This is a genomic window from Burkholderia sp. WAC0059 (assembly GCF_002870125.1).
In the GTDB taxonomy this organism is placed as follows: Bacteria; Pseudomonadota; Gammaproteobacteria; order Burkholderiales; family Burkholderiaceae; genus Paraburkholderia.
The window spans coordinates 104,106-120,894 of record NZ_PNEO01000002.1 but is presented as its reverse complement, the minus strand read 5'-3'; the positions used below and the strand labels follow the sequence as shown (position 1 = coordinate 120,894).

The following is a 16,789-nucleotide window of genomic DNA, read 5'->3' as shown; positions in this document are numbered from 1 at the left end:
AGCGCGCGAAAATTTGCCGGGCGCCCCGAAAACGGGAACGAGGTCGCAACGCGGGCGGACACGAAGACGCGCGAACCGGAAGACGGGAACGACGGAGCGGCTCCGCCTTCCGCCGCCCCGTCTAAACAGACCTATGTTCGCCAGACAACACCCGGCACCCGCCGCGCCCGACAACCGGCGCGGCGGACTTCCCGGAAAGAACGGGCCCCGACGCGCGCCTAGCGCCGGGCGGCAAGCCGGCGCACGACCGACACCATGAGGTCGACTTCCTCGCAGGTGTTGTAGAACGCGAGCGACGGCCGCACGGTCGCTTCGAGACCGAAGCGGCGCAGGATCGGCTGCGCGCAGTGATGCCCCGCGCGCACCGCGATGCCCTCCTCGTTGAGCGCCTGGCCGACCTCTTCGGTCGTATAGCCCTTCAGCACGAACGACAGCACGCTCGCCTTCTCGCGCGCCGTGCCGACGAGCCGCACGCCCGGTACCGGCGCCAGCACGCTGGTCGCGTAGGCCAGCAGATCGTGCTCGTAGCGCGCGATGTTCTCGATGCCGATGCGCGTCACGTAATCGAGCGCCGCGCCGAGGCCCACCGCATCGGCGATGTTGCCGGTGCCCGCCTCGAAGCGGTTGGGCGGCGGCTGGAACACCGTGCGCTCGAACGTGACGTCCGCGATCATGTTGCCGCCGCCCTGCCAGGGCGGCATGTCGTCGAGGATCGCGCGCTTGCCGTACACCACGCCGATGCCGGTCGGGCCGAAAATCTTGTGGCCCGAAAACACGAAGAAGTCGGCGTCGAGCGCCTGCACGTCCACGCGCATGTGCGAAACCGACTGCGCGCCGTCCACGAGCGCCTTCGCGCCGGCACGGTGCGCAAGCTCCACGATCTCCTTCACGGGCACGACCGTGCCGAGCGCATTCGAGACCTGCGTGACCGATACGATCTTCGTGCGGTCGGACAGCAGCCTGCGGTACTCGTCGAGCAGCACCTGCCCCGAGTCGTCGACCGGAATCACGCGCAGCTTCGCGCCCGTCAGCGCAGCCAACTGCTGCCACGGCACGATGTTCGCGTGATGCTCCAGATGCGAGACGACGATCTCGTCGCCTTCGCCGACGTTGCGCACGCCCCAGGTCTTCGCGATCAGGTTGATCGCCTCGGTCGTGCCGCGCACGAACACGATCTCGTCCGTCGACGCCGCGCCGATGAAGCGTCGCACGGTGTCGCGCGCGCCTTCGTAGGCGTCGGTGGCGCGCGCCGCGAGCGCATGCGCCGCGCGGTGGATGTTCGAGTTCTCGTGCGCGTAGAAGTACGCGAGCCGGTCGATCACCGCCTGCGGCTTGTGCGTGGTCGCCGCGTTGTCGAACCAGACCAGCGGCTTGCCGTTCACGCGCTCCTGCAGGATCGGAAAGTCGCGGCGAATCGCGTTGACGTCGAACGGCGGATGCGCCGACGGCGCGAGCGCGCCGCCCGTCTGCCGGTGCTGGGCCGGCGCGGCGAGCCGCGCGTCGTCGAGCACGTAGAGCGAGCCGTCGCGCGCGCCCGAACGGGCGCCCGCATCCGGCGCATGGCGATGCAGCGACAGCAGATCGCGCAGATCCTCTGCGGCGGGCAGGCCGAACGCTCGCGGGTCGCCCGCGCCGCCGGCCGGTACGGCGAGGTCCGGCGTCGCGCCCTGCCCCGGCCAGCCGCGCTCCGCGTCGGCGAGGAAGTAATACGGCGAGGCCGGCGCGGACGATGCCCCGGCCGCGGCATGACCCGCCGATGCGTCTGGCGGCTGTCCGGCGCCCAGTGCCTCGGGCACGCCGAGCGCCGCGCCGCCCGCGCGCGGTTCGAGCGCCGGCGCGATCGTCACGGCGTTTTCGGGCAGGCCGTTCTGGGCCGTCGCGTGCGGCACGAGTCCCGGCGCGCGGTTGCCGAGCGAGAGCACGTGAGTCGGCGCGGACGGCAGCAGATTCGCGCCGGGCGCCCGGCCCTGCGGCAGCGCGGCGCCGGGCACGCCCGTGCCCGTTCCGCCGGGTCCCGCGAACGGCGAACCGGGCGGCGCCGGATTGCTTGCCGATGACAGCAAGGGCGCTTCGGCCGGCAAGGCCGAGGCCGCGCCGCCGCTGCCCGCGGAAGCGGCGGCGGCCGGCGTCGAACCCGGAAATGCGGCAAAGAACCCGTTCGCGAGGCGCGCGAGCGCCGCGGGATCGGGCAGACCGGGCGGCACGCCGCCCGCCGGCACCTCGGGCAATGCGCCCGCGCCCGACGGATTAGCGGTAGGTGTCTGCATAGTCATGGTACTTGCCGATCTCCACGTCATCGAGCACCGCGAGCGCGTCCGGCGAATGGACCGCGAGCGAGCAGTACAGCGAGATCAGGTACGACGCGATCGCCTGGTTGTTGATGCCCATGAAGCGCACCGACAGCCCCGGTCCCTGCTCGCCGGCCACGCCCGGCTGGTAGAGGCCGACCACGCCCTGGCGCTTGTCGCCGACGCGCAGCAGCAGGATCTTCGTCTTGCCGTCGGCCACCGGCACCTTGTCCGAGGGGATCAGCGGAATGCCGCGCCACGTGATGAACTGCGAGCCGAACAGGCTGACCGTCGGCGGCGGCACGCCGCGACGCGTGCATTCGCGGCCGAACGCGGCAATGGCGAGCGGATGCGTGAGGAAGAACGCGGGTTCCTTCCAGACCTTCGAAAGCAACTCGTCCAGGTCGTCGGGCGTCGGCGCACCGGTCAGCGGGAACAGGCGCTGGTCATCGTCGACGTTCGCAAGCAGTCCGTAGTCCGGATTGTTGATGAGCTGGCTTTCCTGCAGCTCCTTGATGGTCTCGATCGTGAGACGCAGTTGTTCCTTGATCTGGTCGTGCGGGCTGCTGTAGAGGTCCGAGATCCGCGTATGCACGTCGAGCACCGTGCTCACCGCGTTCAGGAAGTATTCGCGAGGCTGTTCCTCGTAAGGCACGAAGGTCGTCGGCAGCGTGGCCTCGTCCTCGCGCGCGGTGCAGGCCGCGCGCACCGCTTCCGGGTCCTTCACGCGATTGAGGCGGTAAATGCCGGCTTCGACCGGCACCCATTGCAGCAGATGCGTGAGCCAACGCGGCGTGATGGTGGAAAGCTGGGGGACCGTCTTGGTGGCATTGGCTAGTTGCCGTGCTGCGTTATCGCCGAGCGCCGTCTGGCCGCTCCCAATCGTCGACATGAACGACTCCTTTCGTATAGAAGAAAAACAGAAATACTTATGAGGAATTCAGCTTTGACGATTATCTGGACCGAAATAGCGGGGCTCAACATGCTATAGCCACCACGGCGGCCATCCCGTCGGCAGGCCCCGTCGCGAGCGAAATGCGGGCGCTGCGAAGCGCGAACTGTCAATCGGGACGAACGCGAATCGACGCCATCAGGGGACGACAGCGGAATGGGACGGACCGGCGGCGGACGGCGGCGCGACGGCCGCCTCGAGCAGCGCCGCGGCGGACACGCCGAACGCCTCGGCCAACTTGCCGAGCGTGACGAGCGACGCGATCGCGGTGCCGCGTTCGATCTCGCCGACGTACGAGCGATTCAGCCCCGCGTACTCGGCAAGCTGCTCCTGCGACCATGCGTGCGCTTCGCGCAACTGCCGCACGGCAACGCCGAAATTCCGGACCAGCGCGCTCATGACGACACGGTCCCGGCGACGGCGGCCGGCGCCGCCGGGTCCGGGCCGGCCGCCGCGTGCGAGGCCTCGCTGCGCGACACCGCCTGGGTGACGTGGCTGCCCGGCGCGACGTCCTGCGTGACCCAGACGTTGCCGCCGATCACGGCGCCGCGCCCGATCGTGACGCGTCCGAGTATCGTGGCGCCCGCGTAGACGACCACGTCGTCCTCGACGATGGGATGCCGCGCGAGGCCCTTTTCGAGGTGGCCTTCGGCGTCGCGCGGAAAGCGTTTCGCCCCGAGCGTCACGGCCTGATAGAGACGCACGCGCTCGCCGATCACCGTGGTCTCGCCGATCACGACGCCGGTGCCGTGGTCGACGAAGAACGAGCCGCCGATCCGCGCGCCCGGATGAATGTCGATGCCGGTCTTTTCGTGCGCGAGCTCGGAGACGATGCGCGCGAGCAGCGGCAATTCGAGCCGGTAGAGTTCGTGGGCGAGCCGGTGGTGGATCATCGCGAGCACGCCCGGATAGCAGAGCAGCACCTCGTCCACGCTGCCGGCCGCGGGGTCGCCGTGGAAGGCCGCGAGCACGTCGCTGTCGAGCAGTTCGCGAATGCCGGGCAGCCGCGCGGCGAACGCCCTCACGAGCGCGACGGCGCGCTCGTCGGATTCGGCGTGGCTGCGCCCGCCATGCCGCGCCTTGTAGCGCAACTCGAGACTGGCCTGCGCGAGCAGGTCGTGCAGCGCGGCGTCGAGCGCATGGCCGACGTAGAAGTTTTCGGTTTCCTGGCGCAGGTCCGGCGGCCCGAGCCGCATCGGAAACAGCACGCCCTTGAGCGTGCCGACGATGCCGGCCAGCGCCTCGCGCGCGGGCAGCTCGCGCCCGCCCGGTTCCGGCGAGCGCCGGTGCGTCTCGCGCCAGCGCTGGCGCACGGTCTGCAGCGCGTGAACAATGTCGTCGACTTCGAATACCGCCACGGCAGACTCCCCTCGATCCATCGGCAGTGGACTTTTCCCGAAACCGGCCTGCAAGACCTGTCGGGCCTGTATGGCCTGCGGTCCCGGCCGTCAGTCCTGCACCCACGGCAAGCCGTGGAAGCGCCAGCCGTTGCGCTCGCCGCGCCGCTGCGCGTCGTCGAGTTCGCCCTCGAATCCTTCCAGCACGTTGTACACCTGCGTGAATCCGGCCTTCGCCGCGGCCTCGGCGGCCAGTGCAGAGCGGTTGCCGCTGCGGCACAGCAGCAGCACGACGGCGTCCTTGCCCGTCTTCGCCTCGAGCTCGCGCACGAAGCGCGGGTTGCGCGTCAGGCTCGTGCCGGTCGCCCAGGCCACGTGCAGCGTGTCCGGCACGTAGCCGACGAACTTGCGCTCCTCGCCGCTGCGCACGTCCACGAGCAGCGCCTCGCCCGCCGAGAACAGCGTCCAGGCCTCGCGCGGCGTCACGCCGCCGGCATAAGACAACCCGCGCGCCTGCGCTGCTTCGCGGGCGGCCGCGAGAACCGGATGCGTCACCCGTTCTTCCGCTTCGACACTCATGATCTCTCCTTTCGTTACCGCGGCGCGCGGACGGCGGCCGATGCCCGGTCCGTTGCGCGCTGCCGTCTATAGCCATCGAAACGGACTATGAAAGAGTGCCGGTCAAAACGTAACCAATTAAATTTCATTTCCTAAGCACGCGGCCTGCGCAGCCGCGCCGGACGGCCTTGCGCCGGGCATCGACGGCGGGCGGGTGGCTCGAAGGAACCAGGGAGGAGGGAAAAAAAAGAGCCGTATTCCGCGGTGGATTGGTCATTGCGCGGTGCGGCAATGATTGCTGAATATGGGGGCTTCGTGTGTTGCGGAACGGCCGTGAACGGCCCTTCGACATCGCCCTCCAGATCACCGGCAATCGTCGTTCAACGAGAACTTCACGTCTCTACCCGGATATTGATCTTGTCGACCAGGGCGGTACGCAAGAATTCAGGTCCATGTTTTTCGAGGAGATCTGACATTACGTCTCCCGTTTATGGCCGAGATGAACGGCGATGCGCCTGAACTACTTGCCTGGAATCGAAACCGACGCCTGCCTCATTCTCCCTGAATCGTCCCGGTACCAAACCACTAGCTGTGTTCGTTCAAACCTGAGTCGTTCAACGTCGGGCTGCGTGAAAGACGTAGCCAGATGCAATGTCGCCACGGGTTTCGAGCCATCAAACAGACGGTAAACCTTGAGCGGGTTGGAGTCGACGCTTACAACCAACCTCCGCCTGGCATCGATAGAATCTTCGTCAACAAGTGAGTGCCCATCAACCTTGTCTGGCGGGCTGAAAAACAGGTCGTTGCGACAACCCGACCCGCAAGGAAAGCTCATCATTGCAATGTCCGAGTGCCACTGAACCTCCGGCAAGACGGGGCCTTTGAAAATCGAAAGAGTTGACCGCCCGTTTTTGAGCGCGGAAACCTCGCAGTCGTCGTTAGTTCCTGCCCCCTTACATTTGACTGCGACCGCCCAACCATTCGGACCTGGATAGACGTGATTTACCGGGTCGTCAGGCCCGTATGGAACAGTAGGCGCAGCGTATCCGGAACCTGCGCCAAAGAGGATCAGAGCCAGACTAGCGAACGTTCTTGTAAAACCGGAAATCATCTTCATCCACATTTGCGGGATTCGGAACCCGTTGGGCGTCTGGGGTAATAAAACTGGGTACAGCCGGATACGTTCCTGGGTATTGGTTGTGCAATGCTTTCTGGCTATTTGGGCTGTAATAGTGCGTGGCACCCGGAACCGGATTGGAAGCAGCGTTGCCATAATAGACGTCTCGTGCAGCCTGAAGGCTATCTTGCCAGGCTTTCTTGTCACCAGGGTGCTGCACTTCCCGGTAATTTGGATCGTGCTTCATCCACGCGTCATATTGACCCCGAGCGGTCACTACTTGACTGTATGTGCTCGCACCATGAAATTTCTGGTCTACGCGGTTACGAATAGTCCAACCCACAGCCACTTTAGATTCGTAATTTTGTCCTCTCGCCTCTCCGTAAATGGTCTTGGCGAGATAGATCAGTTGGGGTGGGTCTGCCTTAATGGTCACGTTCGACTTCGGCATTGTGTTTGTCGTTACTGTTGCCAGATTATTCCCAGCCATCGTTTTCTCCGACGGTGTGATCCAAATCAAGGTTGGTTGCATCGCTCGTGCCAATGCGTATCGTTCGGCCATCAATCCCGGTCCTACCTTTTGCTAACGTCCCATCGTCGCCGCGAAATTGGTAAGGGAAATCAGCCAGGGGCTGACCGGTTTTTCGATCCACGAGAGTGACCTGCTCGTCGAACGCGCCATGAATCGCCGTTTCATCTTTGGGCAAGGGACTTCCGTCCGGTCGTAAGCCCATGGCCGCAAGTTTGCGGGACTCGAAGGACATCGACGCATTGTTCTGCGATGCGATCAATCGGGGCGGCGGGTTGCACTTGCAGATGCAGATGTCGTTTTCAAGCGCAATCTGCTTGCCCTTCAACGTCATGGGCCGATACGGTGGAACGTTGCAGATGTAGCCCACGGTCTTGCATGCAGGGCAGGAAATCCTGGCACCGTGGTATGCCAATGGTTTCCCATGATTCCGCCACGACTCGTCACCCTGAATCACCACGCCGCCGGCCGTTGTCCTGTCGCCCAGCAGAATAAAGTAACGCTTCATGTTGAGCGCTCCTATCAATAAGTCTGTTTGTAGCCGAAATGGACAGCAATATTTCGCGCGCCGTTTGTCTGGTAACGTGCCGTGCGCCCTTCTGAATCGGTCGTGCCGTGCCTCAGTTCGGCGGACGGCAACCTGATCGTGTAATAGGTGTTGTCCAGTTCGTTCCCGCTACCGCCCTTGAGGAGGAACCGCTCATCGAAGATTGATTCTTCAGGGCAAGTCGGCGCGATAGCAACACTGCCCGCACCGTCATCGTTAACAGTCATGACGCTGCGCCCGTATAACGAAATCATCTGACCACATCGAGCGGACCGAGATAGGTGCAGATGAAGCGCTCGCGAGCCGAGCGATGGCTGAGCAACTGCATATCGCCACAATACGTCGTGCCGGCAGGCCTCGATGGCGTGTCGAGGGGCATACGCACCATCGCGTAAAGCCTTAGCGACGAATGAAGAAAATACGGGCAAGCGTCGTGAGTCTCTTCGCTCATGGCCAGGGACGGATGGTTTAAAACGCCATCGTATCGGGACACGAGCCATCAGAATTCGAGTTTCACCATATTTCACTTTTCGCCCGTGGCGAGATGTGAACCTAATCAAGTGATTTGCTCGATCTAGTGTTCTCTTCCAGAAATGACGGTGTATAACCGGGCCACTTTCTGGAGAACGCAATCGGCCGTCGCGGTCCGGATGAACTGGCGATTGGCTGGTCCCGAGGAAAGTCAGCTATGGTCTTGAAGTCCGGTGCCAGACGGTCCGTGAGCCAAATCAACTCGATATTGCGCTGGCATTCGCATTCCAGACGACGACTCGACTGAATCCGGTTGGAAGTAGACGTAGATGTATATCTTCAACAGCACGGCCGGATGCCAGGAGGGGCGACCTGTCTTCGATGGAATAGAACCCGACCACAAACGTCAACCTTTCGTCGAGCCTCCCCCCTCAATACACCGAAGCCACCCCCGGCGGCCGGTGCTTGAAGCGTCGGTGCACCCAGTAATACTGCTCCGGAATCCTGACAATCTGCTCCTCGAGGAACGTATTCATGCGCTGTGCGTCGATCTCGTCGCTGCGCGACGGGAAATCCGCGAGCGGTTCGAAGATCGTCAGCTTATATCCCTGATAATCCGGGAGCACTTCGGTCACGAACGGAACCACCCGCGCGCGTCCCAGCCTCGCGAGACGCGAAATGGAAGTGAGCGTGCAGGCGGGAACGCCGAAAAACGGAACAAAAACGGAGTTCTCGACGCCATGGTCCATATCCGCCGCGAGCATGACGGGTGTGCCGGACCGCAACAACCCTATGATCTTTTTGGCGCTGGTCGCGCGCTCGATCATCTCCGCGCCGAATCTGCCGCGCTGCCGCCTGGCCAGATCGCATAGACCCGTGTTCGACATCCGCGTATACAGCGATGCGACGGGGAGATGCGACGAGTACAGCATGCAGCCGACCTCGATCCCCACAAAGTGGAAACCCATAAAGATGGTGGGCGGGGCCGACGCGTCGTCGAGATCGATTTTGCTGTCGATCTGCACGATATCCTGGATCACCTGCGCACTGCCGAACCACTGGATGCCGCGTTCGAGATAGCTGCGAACCACATGGCCGAAGTGCGCTTTGGCGAGCTGCTGATGGCCATGGCTGGTTTTCTCGGGAAAGCAAAGACGCAAGTTCACCAGAACGATACGCTTGCGGCGGCTCGGAAGCGCGTATAACGCAGTGCCGATCACGGTCCCGAGCCTGGCGACGAATTTGTAGGGAAGTACCGAAAGCGTACGTAGCAACGCCACGATGAGAGCAAGGCTGAGGCGTTTCACAGGGGATTCCCTTGATTTGAGGGTGAGGCTTGGAATGCGAACCATACAGGTCAAGCGTGTCTTCGGGGTTACCGGGACTGCACGCAAAGTTACCGAGTGTAACGGGGGAGCGGCACGCCGAGTGATAATTGCCCGAAATTGAGACGTCGAAGAGACATGGGCCGTGACTAGGGCACGGCGGCCTTACGTTCTCGCCCCATTGCGCGAGATGCCCAGCTTTCTTGAGCTGGCGTTCCCGGATATTTCACGTCACCAGTCCGTAAGAACCCCGAAAAAAACGAATCGCCGCTGTCTGAGCAGCTATGGCATGGGAGAAATGGCGAAAGCGATCGAGGATCGCCGGCATGAACTACGAAATACGCACGAAAGCACGAAGTACGTGCGAAATCCGGATACCCAGGAAAAACGGCAGGAAACCGAAGCAGACGGCAGCCCGCTCAGCGCGCGGCCACGCTCACGCTCACCTCGACCTGGTGCGCCCCGCCGCCGAGTATCGTGCCGCGCAGCAGCGACACATCGCTGTAGTCGCGCCCCGTGGCGAGCGTGATGTGGTCGAGGTCGGCCAGCACGTCGTTGGTCGGATCGAGATCGATCCAGCCGCTGTCCGGACAGCGCACCGAAACCCAGGCGTGCGAGGCGTCGGCGCCGATCAGCTTCGGCTGCCCCGGCGGCGGATCGTTGCGCAGATAGCCGCTCACGTAGCGCGCCGGCAGGCCGAGCGAGCGCAGGCAGCCGATCATCACCTGCGCGAAGTCCTGGCACACGCCGCGGCGCAGCGCAAAGGCCTCGGCCGCCGGTGTATCGAACGCCGTCGTCGCGGACCGGTACTCGAAGTCGGCGTGAATGCGGTGCATCAGGTCGATCGCGCCGGCGACGAGCGGCGTGCCCGGCTCGAAGCTCCGCAGCGCGTAGTCGCGCAACGCGGCCGACGGCACGATGTAGGGCGAGGCAAAGCAGAACTCCACCTCGGGCCTGAAGCCGCCGCCGGCCCGAAAGCGCAGCGCCTGCGCGACCGTCTCCCAGGCCGGCGTCGCGAACGGATCGAGCGCGGCCCAGCGCGGCGCAAGCTCCACGGTCGTCTCGCTCGTCATCTCCAGGCTGTCGTGCGGCGTGTCGAGCGCGAAATAGAGAACGTCGTTGCCGAACGCGTCGAGGCGGCTCGTCAGATACGACGGCGCCGGCGCGATGCGCTCGCTGTGCGCGACGACGCGCTGCCAGTCGCAGCCGAGCGGCCGGATCGTCGCGAGGTGCTTCGCCGTCTCCACCGGCGTCGAGTAGCGGTAGGTCGTCTGGTGCGATACCGACAGCACGATCTTCTCGCTCATGGCGCCCCCCAGGCAGTCGGCGCGCTCGCGTGGCTGAAGTAGCGCGCGCTGATTTCGTTCGAGGCCGCCGCGACGTAAGCGCCGAGCTGCTGGCAAACGTTGGCGAGGCCGGCGTAATGACCGTCCCCGTCGGTCGCGCAAAGTCCCGCGAGATTCGGCAGCGCACTCACGGGCGGCATCAGCTCCGCGAACGGCTTGCGGGACGGATGGCCGGCCGCCTCGCCGATTTCGTCGAGCTTCGCGCGCATACGCGCATAGACGCCGTAGAGGCCGCGCGGATTCGCCGGCTCGATCACGAGCAGGTCGAGCAGCGCCGGCACTTCGAACCGGCCCGGATAGAGCGAGCGATAGGTCAGCGTGCTGTCGAACAGTTCGAGCAGCACGTCGAAGAACGCGGGTTGGCCGAGCTGCCCCTGCGCGGTCACGACGCCGAGGAGCATCGTCATCGTGGAGACCCGCTCGATGTGGCGGCCGACGAACAAGAGCCGCCAGGCCTCGTCGCGCGTCATGCGGTCTCCTTGTGCGCCGCTGATGGCCGAGAGCTGCGTCGCGAGCGTTTCGAGCGCGTCCATCAGCGCGACGCGGTCGTAGCGGCCGCCGTTGCCGACGAGGCGCGAGAGCGCGTCGCGGAAGTCGTTGCGCGCGGCGAGCACGGTGCGCCAGTGGTCGTTCGAGAGGCGCGCGCGAATCTCGCCGCAGGCGTAGGCCTGGCTCGCGAGATTCTGGCCGATGCTCGTGTCGAGGCCGCCCCGCGGGTTCGCGAGGTCATCGCCCGGGTCTGTCCGGTCTGTCCGGTCTGTCCGGTCTGCCTGGTCTGCCTGGTCTGCCTGGTCTGCCTGGTCTGCCTGGTCTGCCTGGTCTGCCTGGTCTGCCTGGTCTGCCTGGTCTGCCTGGTCTGCCTGGTCTGCCTGGTCCGCCGGGCCCCTGAGGCCCGTCAGGCCTGCGATCAGCGCGCGCTCGAACGCGCGCGGCGTGCTGCGCGCGAGCTCGTCGCCCGCGTCGATGAGGCCGCTGCGCGCGGCCAGCTCGGCGAGCGTCGCGAACATCTCCTCGCTGTCGTTGCTTTCGAGCGAGCCGAGAATCAGCCGGCACAGCCGTACGTTGTTCTCGGCGCGCTCGCCGTAGCGGCCGGCCCAGAACAGGTTTTCGGCCGCGCGGCTCGACACGGTCCGGGTGCGGCGCTCGAGGAGGTCGCCCGGCTGCATCGGCGAAGGCAGGAGCGAGAACGACGAGCCGGGCCCGCTCGACAGCACCCAGGTGTCGACGCTGCTGCCTCCGAACTGCATCGAGACCGTCGCCTGGCGCTCGGCCGCGAGACGCGTGAAGCCGCCCGGCATCACGCTCCAGCCGCCGTCGAGCCCGGCGAACGCGTAGACGCGCAACACCGACGGCCGCGAGCCGATCGCGCCGCCGTCGTAGCGCGGCGAACACGAGAACGGCAGCGGCGCCTGGATCGTGAAGCTATCCGGCGCGAGCGCCACGCGCTCGCGCCAGGCGGCAAGCCGCTGCGCGCCGCCCGGCATGCCGGGCGGCCCGTCCTCGCGCGCGACGGGCCAGGTCGGCAGCAGGAACGCGCTGTCGAGCTGCGCGAAGGCCTCCTCGCGCGCCGCGTCCTCGCCGCACCACCAGGTCGCGACAGTCGGCAAGGCGAGCGGCTCGCCGAGCAGCGACTCGGCGATGCCGGGCAGAAAGCCGTGCAGCGCCGGCGATTCGGCGAAGCCCGTGCCGGGCACGTTCGACACCATCACGTTGCCCGCGCGCATGACCTGCAACAGGCCCGGCACGCCGATGGTCGAGTCGGCACGCAGTTCGACGGGATCGCAGAACGCGTCGTCGAGCCGGCGCAGCACCACGTGCACGCGTTCGAGCCCGGCGAGCGTCTTCAGGTAGAGCTTGTCGTCGCGCACCGTCAGATCCTTGCTCTCGGCGAGCGTGATGCCGAGATAGCGCGCGAGGAACACGTGCTCGAAATAGGTCTCGCTGAACGGGCCCGGCGTCAGCAGCGCCATGTGCGGCGCGCCGTGAGCCTCGCCGTCCGATTCGCGCATCGTCGCGCGGGCCGCCTGGGCGAGCGTGCCGATCAGTTGCGAGTACGACGGCGCGAGCCGCGAGACGTGCAGTTCGCGGAACGGCTCGGCGAACAGGCTCGAGACGATGAGCCGGTTTTCGAGCGCGTAGCCGAGCCCCGACGGCGCGTCGGTGCGATGCGCCATGACCGTCCAGGCGCCGTCGGGCGCGCGCGCGAGGTCGACGGCGACGATCTGCAGATACTGGTCCGCGAACGGCCGGAAGCCCTTCACGGGGCGCAGGTAGCCGGGGTGGCCGAACACCAGCGCGGGCGGCAGCAGGCCGTTCTCGAGCAGCGTCTGCGGTCCGTAGACGTCCGCGACGACGGCATTCAGCAAACGCGCGCGCTGGGCGACGCCCTCAGAGATGGCCGCCCACTCGTCCTCGGCGATCAGGAACGGCAGCAGGTCGAGCGACCAGGGCCGCGGCTCGCCCTTGTCGGCATAGACGTTGTAGGTGATGTCGTTGTCGCGCACGCGCCGCGCGACCGACGCCATGCCGTGCCCTAGCTGCGCTACGCCGTCCTCGCCGAGCAGTTCGAAGAAGCGGCGCCACGCCTCGCGCGGCGCGCCCGAGGCCCCGCGCAGCTCGTCCCAGTGCCCCCTGGGCGCGGCCTGCACGGGCAGCAGCGCGAAGACGTCGGCCGGCGAGGCGGCGGGCTCGAAAGGCAGGGTCGACTGGAAAGCCAAGATGAATCGTCTCTGTAAAGGGTCATCGGCGGCGCAAGTCCAGCGTGAACGGGAACTCCAGGCTGCGCTCGGGCGCTTCCGGCACGACCCGCCCCGGCGTGTGGCCGATCGTGAAGAAGCGCGCGCGGCGCCGGCTTTCGGCTTCGTACGCGTTGACCGGGAACGTCTGGTAATTGCGGCCGCCCGGATGCGCAACATGATACTGGCATCCGCCGACCGACCGGCCGCTCCAGGTATCGACGACGTCGAACGTGAGCGGCGCGTGCGCGCCGATGCTCGGATGCAGCGCGCTCGGCTGCTGCCAGGCGCGGAAGCGCACGCCGGCCACGTGCTCGCTCACGCGCCCGGTCGGCTGCAGCGGCAGCGGCACGCCGTTGACCGTCACGACGTGGCGGTTGCCGTTCAGCCCGAGCACGCGGACCTCGAGCCGCTCGACCGACGAATCGACGTAGCGCACGGTGCCGCCGACGGCGCCCTCCTCGCCCATCACGTGCCACGGTTCGAGCGCGTTGCGCACGGTGAGCGAGATGCCGCTCGTGTCGAGCTCGCCGACGAGCGGAAAGCGGAACTCGAAGTGCGGCGCGAACCACTCGCGCTCGAACGCGTAGCCCGCTTCGGCGAGTTCGGCGAGCACGTCGTCGAAATCCATCTGCACGAAGGTGCCGAGCATGAAGCGGTCGTGCAGCTCGGTGCCCCAGCGCGTGAGGCGCGTCGTGTACGGCGTGCGCCAGAAACGCGCCACGAGCGCGCGCAGCAGCAGTTGCTGCACGAGGCTCATGCGCGCGTGCGGCGGCATCTCGAAGCCGCGCAGCTCCAGCAGCCCGAGGCGGCCCGTCGGGCCGTCCGGCGAGTAGAGCTTGTCGATGCAGAACTCGGCGCGGTGCGTGTTGCCCGTCACGTCGATGAGGATGTTGCGCAGCGTGCGGTCGACGAGCCACGGCGGCAACGCGCCCCCTTCGCGCGAGCCGAGCCGGTCGAGTTGATGCTGCAATTCGTCGAACGCGATTTCGAGCTCGTAGACCTGGTCGTTGCGCGCCTCGTCCACGCGCGGCGCCTGGCTCGTCGGCCCGATGAAGAGGCCCGAGAACAGGTACGAGAGCGACGGATGATTGTGCCAGTAGGCGACGAGGCTCGCGAGCAGGTCCGGGCGGCGCAGGAACGGGCTGTCGGCCGGCGTCGCGCCGCCGAGCACGAAGTGGTTGCCGCCGCCCGTACCCGTGTGGCGGCCGTCGAGCATGAACTTCTCGGTGGACAGGTAGCGCTCGTGCGCGGACTGGTAGAGGTACTCGGTGTGATCGACGAGTTCGTCCCAGCTCGAGGCCGGGTGAATGTTCACCTCGATCACGCCGGGGTCGGGCGTGACCTGCAGCATCTTCAGGCGCGCGTCGCGCGGCGGCGGATAGCCCTCGACGACGATCTTCACGCCGAGCTCGGCCGCCGTCGCCTCGACGGCGGCGAGCAGGTCGAGATAGTCGTCCAGCTCGGCGAGCGGCGGCATGAACACGTGCAACAGGCGCCGGCCGCTGCCGAACGCGTCGGCTTCGGCCTTCGGGCCCGCCGCGCGCGCCGGGTCGCGCGCCTCGACGCAGACCGCCGTGCGCGTGATCCAGGCCGCCGATTCGCCGCGCGCCGGCAGGCGCGTCCCGGGCGCGGCGGACGCGTCCGCGTTGCCGCCACGCTGCGCGGACCCGGCCGCGGCACCCGCCCGGCCGGCTTCGTCCGCCGCGCTCGCCGGGCGCAGCGCGTTGGCCGCGCCCTCGCTCGCGTACTGCATGCGCAACTGCGCGGCATGGCGCAGCGGCTGCGGCGGCGCGAACGGATCGTGCTCGTGCAGCCACGGGTAGTCGCCGGCCGAGACCCACGGCAACGAGTCGAGCGGCAGCCGATAACCCATCGGAGAATCGCCGGGAAGAAGGTACATCCGCTCGTCGCGGAAAAACCACGGGCCGCTGACCCAGCGCCCCGACTGCACCGGCACGTCGCGCGCGCGGGAGAGCGGCAGTACGTAGCCCGTCACCGACGAGAGCCCCGCGTCGAACACGCGGCGCAGCCGCGCGCGTTCGAGCTCGTCGTCGAGGCGCGAATCGAACGGATCGACGTTCACGGGCAGGCGCCGCTCGCGCCACAGGTAGTACCAGGTATCCTCGTAGCCGGGCTCGATGTGGTCGGTGTCGAGCGCGAGCTTGCCCGCGAGCCGCTCGATGAAGCGCTTCGCGTCGTCGGACGTGTAGTACGCGTCCTCGCGTTCGTCCGCGAAGAGCGCGGGGTCGTGCCAGCACGGCTCGCCGTCGGCGCGCCAGTAGAGCGAGAGCGCCCAGCGCGGCAACTGCTCGCCCGGATACCACTTGCCCTGGCCGACGTGCAGGAAGCCGTTCGCACCGTAGCGCGCGCGCAGCTTGTCCATCAGCGCGATCGCGTAGCTGCGCTTGGTCGGCCCGAGCGCCTCGGTGTTCCATTCGGGCGCGTCGCGGTCGCGCACCGACACGAAGGTCGGCTCGCCGCCCATCGTGAGCCGCACGTCCTGCGCCGCGAGCTCGGCGTCGACGCGCCGTCCCATCTCGACCACGCGCGACCACGCGTCCTCGGTGTAGGGCTTCGTCACGCGCGGCGTCTCCAGCACGCGCTCGATCGTCATCTCGTGCGAGAACTCGACCTCGCACTCGTCCACGTCCCCCGAGATGGGCGCCGCGCTGCCCGGCTCCGGCGTGCAGGCGACGGGGATGTGCCCTTCGCCCGCGAACAGCCCCGAGGTCGGGTCGAGCCCGATCCAGCCCGCGCCGGGCAGATAGACCTCGCACCAGGCGTGGAGATCGGTGAAGTCGACCTCGGTGCCGCTCGGCCCGTCGATGGCCCGGGTGTCCGGCGTCAGTTGCAGCAGGTAGCCCGACACGAAGCGCGCGGCGAGCCCGAGCTGGCGCAGCGTCTCGACGAGCAGCCAGCCCGAGTCGCGGCACGAGCCCGAGGCGTTGGCGAGCGTTTCCTCCGGCGTCTGCACGCCGGGCTCCATGCGGATCAGATAGCGGATGTCGCGCTGCAGCCGCTGGTTCAGGTCGACGAGAAAATCGGCGGTGGCGCGCGGCGAGCGGTCGATGCTCGCCACGAACTGCGCGAAGCGCGGCGTCGGCTTGCGCTTCACGAGGTAGGGCGCCAGCTCGGCCGCGAGTTCGGGCGCGTAGGCGAACGGGAATTTCTCGGCCGACGGCTCGAGGAAGAAGTCGAACGGGTTGTAGACGGCCATCTCGGCGACGAGATCGACCGTCACCTTGAACTCGCGCGTCGGCTGCGGGATCACGATCCGCGCCTGGTAGTTCGCGAACGCGTCCTGCTGCCAGTTGATGAAGTGCTCCGCCGGCTCGACGCGCAGCGAATAGGACACGATCGGCGTACGGCAATGGGGCGCCGGCCGCAGCCTCACGACCTGCGGGGAAAGCCCGACCAGCCGGTCGTAGCGGTAATGCGTGACATGGTTCAATGCGACGCGAATGGACACACCGGACTCCTCGTTATATTGAATGACGATGCTGCAAGCTACCGCTTCCCGCGCTCCGGGCGCAGGCCGCGCGTCGCGCGGCCTGCGCCCTCTTCCGTTCCATCGGCCGTCC

13 protein-coding genes and 1 pseudogene are annotated in these 16,789 nt (G+C 66.8%); all 14 read right to left on the bottom strand.

What is annotated here, in order from left to right; translation table 11 throughout:
• Positions 1-218 precede the first annotated feature (218 nt).
• Positions 219-2,273: a family 2A encapsulin nanocompartment cargo protein cysteine desulfurase gene (locus CY652_RS02515; protein WP_102129117.1), complete on the bottom strand. Its 2,055-nt coding sequence runs from the start codon at positions 2,271-2,273 to the stop codon at positions 219-221.
• On the bottom strand, positions 2,248-3,180 hold the full coding sequence (locus CY652_RS02510; protein WP_102129116.1) for a family 2A encapsulin nanocompartment shell protein: 933 nt from the start codon (positions 3,178-3,180) through the stop codon (positions 2,248-2,250). Before CY652_RS02510 ends, CY652_RS02515 begins: the two co-directional genes overlap by 26 nt.
• A gap of 198 nt (positions 3,181-3,378) precedes the next feature.
• Positions 3,379-3,639, bottom strand: coding sequence for a helix-turn-helix domain-containing protein (locus CY652_RS02505; RefSeq protein WP_102129115.1), 261 nt, complete (start codon positions 3,637-3,639; stop codon positions 3,379-3,381).
• Positions 3,636-4,598, bottom strand: coding sequence for a serine O-acetyltransferase EpsC (gene epsC / locus CY652_RS02500; RefSeq protein WP_102129114.1), 963 nt, complete (start codon positions 4,596-4,598; stop codon positions 3,636-3,638). Before epsC ends, CY652_RS02505 begins: the two co-directional genes overlap by 4 nt.
• 90 nt (positions 4,599-4,688) lie before the next feature.
• Positions 4,689-5,156, bottom strand: coding sequence for a rhodanese-like domain-containing protein (locus CY652_RS02495; RefSeq protein WP_102129113.1), 468 nt, complete (start codon positions 5,154-5,156; stop codon positions 4,689-4,691).
• Positions 5,157-6,214: 1,058 nt separating this feature from the next.
• Positions 6,215-6,703 (bottom strand): cell wall hydrolase, encoded by a 489-nt coding sequence (locus tag CY652_RS02490; protein WP_180970374.1) that lies wholly within the window; start codon positions 6,701-6,703, stop codon positions 6,215-6,217.
• A gap of 25 nt (positions 6,704-6,728) precedes the next feature.
• On the bottom strand, positions 6,729-7,289 hold the full coding sequence (locus CY652_RS02485; RefSeq protein WP_102129111.1) for a PAAR domain-containing protein: 561 nt from the start codon (positions 7,287-7,289) through the stop codon (positions 6,729-6,731).
• Between the two features lie 14 nt (positions 7,290-7,303).
• The gene (locus tag CY652_RS02480) at positions 7,304-7,582 is read right to left on the bottom strand and encodes a hypothetical protein (protein WP_102129110.1); all 279 of its coding nucleotides are present in this window, start codon (positions 7,580-7,582) and stop codon (positions 7,304-7,306) included.
• Positions 7,579-7,779: a hypothetical protein gene (locus tag CY652_RS24340; protein ID WP_102129109.1), complete on the bottom strand. Its 201-nt coding sequence runs from the start codon at positions 7,777-7,779 to the stop codon at positions 7,579-7,581. Before CY652_RS24340 ends, CY652_RS02480 begins: the two co-directional genes overlap by 4 nt.
• A gap of 218 nt (positions 7,780-7,997) precedes the next feature.
• Positions 7,998-8,184, bottom strand: a pseudogene (locus tag CY652_RS02470) (transposase); the annotation flags it as partial.
• A 46-nt stretch (positions 8,185-8,230) separates the two neighbouring features.
• Positions 8,231-9,106, bottom strand: coding sequence for a lipid A biosynthesis lauroyl acyltransferase (locus tag CY652_RS02465; RefSeq protein WP_102129108.1), 876 nt, complete (start codon positions 9,104-9,106; stop codon positions 8,231-8,233).
• Positions 9,107-9,543: 437 nt separating this feature from the next.
• Positions 9,544-10,431 (bottom strand): transglutaminase family protein, encoded by an 888-nt coding sequence (locus CY652_RS02460; RefSeq protein ID WP_102129107.1) that lies wholly within the window; start codon positions 10,429-10,431, stop codon positions 9,544-9,546.
• Positions 10,428-13,187, bottom strand: a complete 2,760-nt coding sequence (locus CY652_RS02455) for a circularly permuted type 2 ATP-grasp protein (protein WP_102129106.1) — start codon at positions 13,185-13,187, stop codon at positions 10,428-10,430. Before CY652_RS02455 ends, CY652_RS02460 begins: the two co-directional genes overlap by 4 nt.
• A 22-nt stretch (positions 13,188-13,209) precedes the next feature.
• Complete coding sequence (locus CY652_RS02450; protein WP_102129105.1) at positions 13,210-16,677, bottom strand: transglutaminase family protein; 3,468 nt, start codon at positions 16,675-16,677, stop codon at positions 13,210-13,212.
• Between the last annotated feature and the right edge of the window lie 112 nt (positions 16,678-16,789).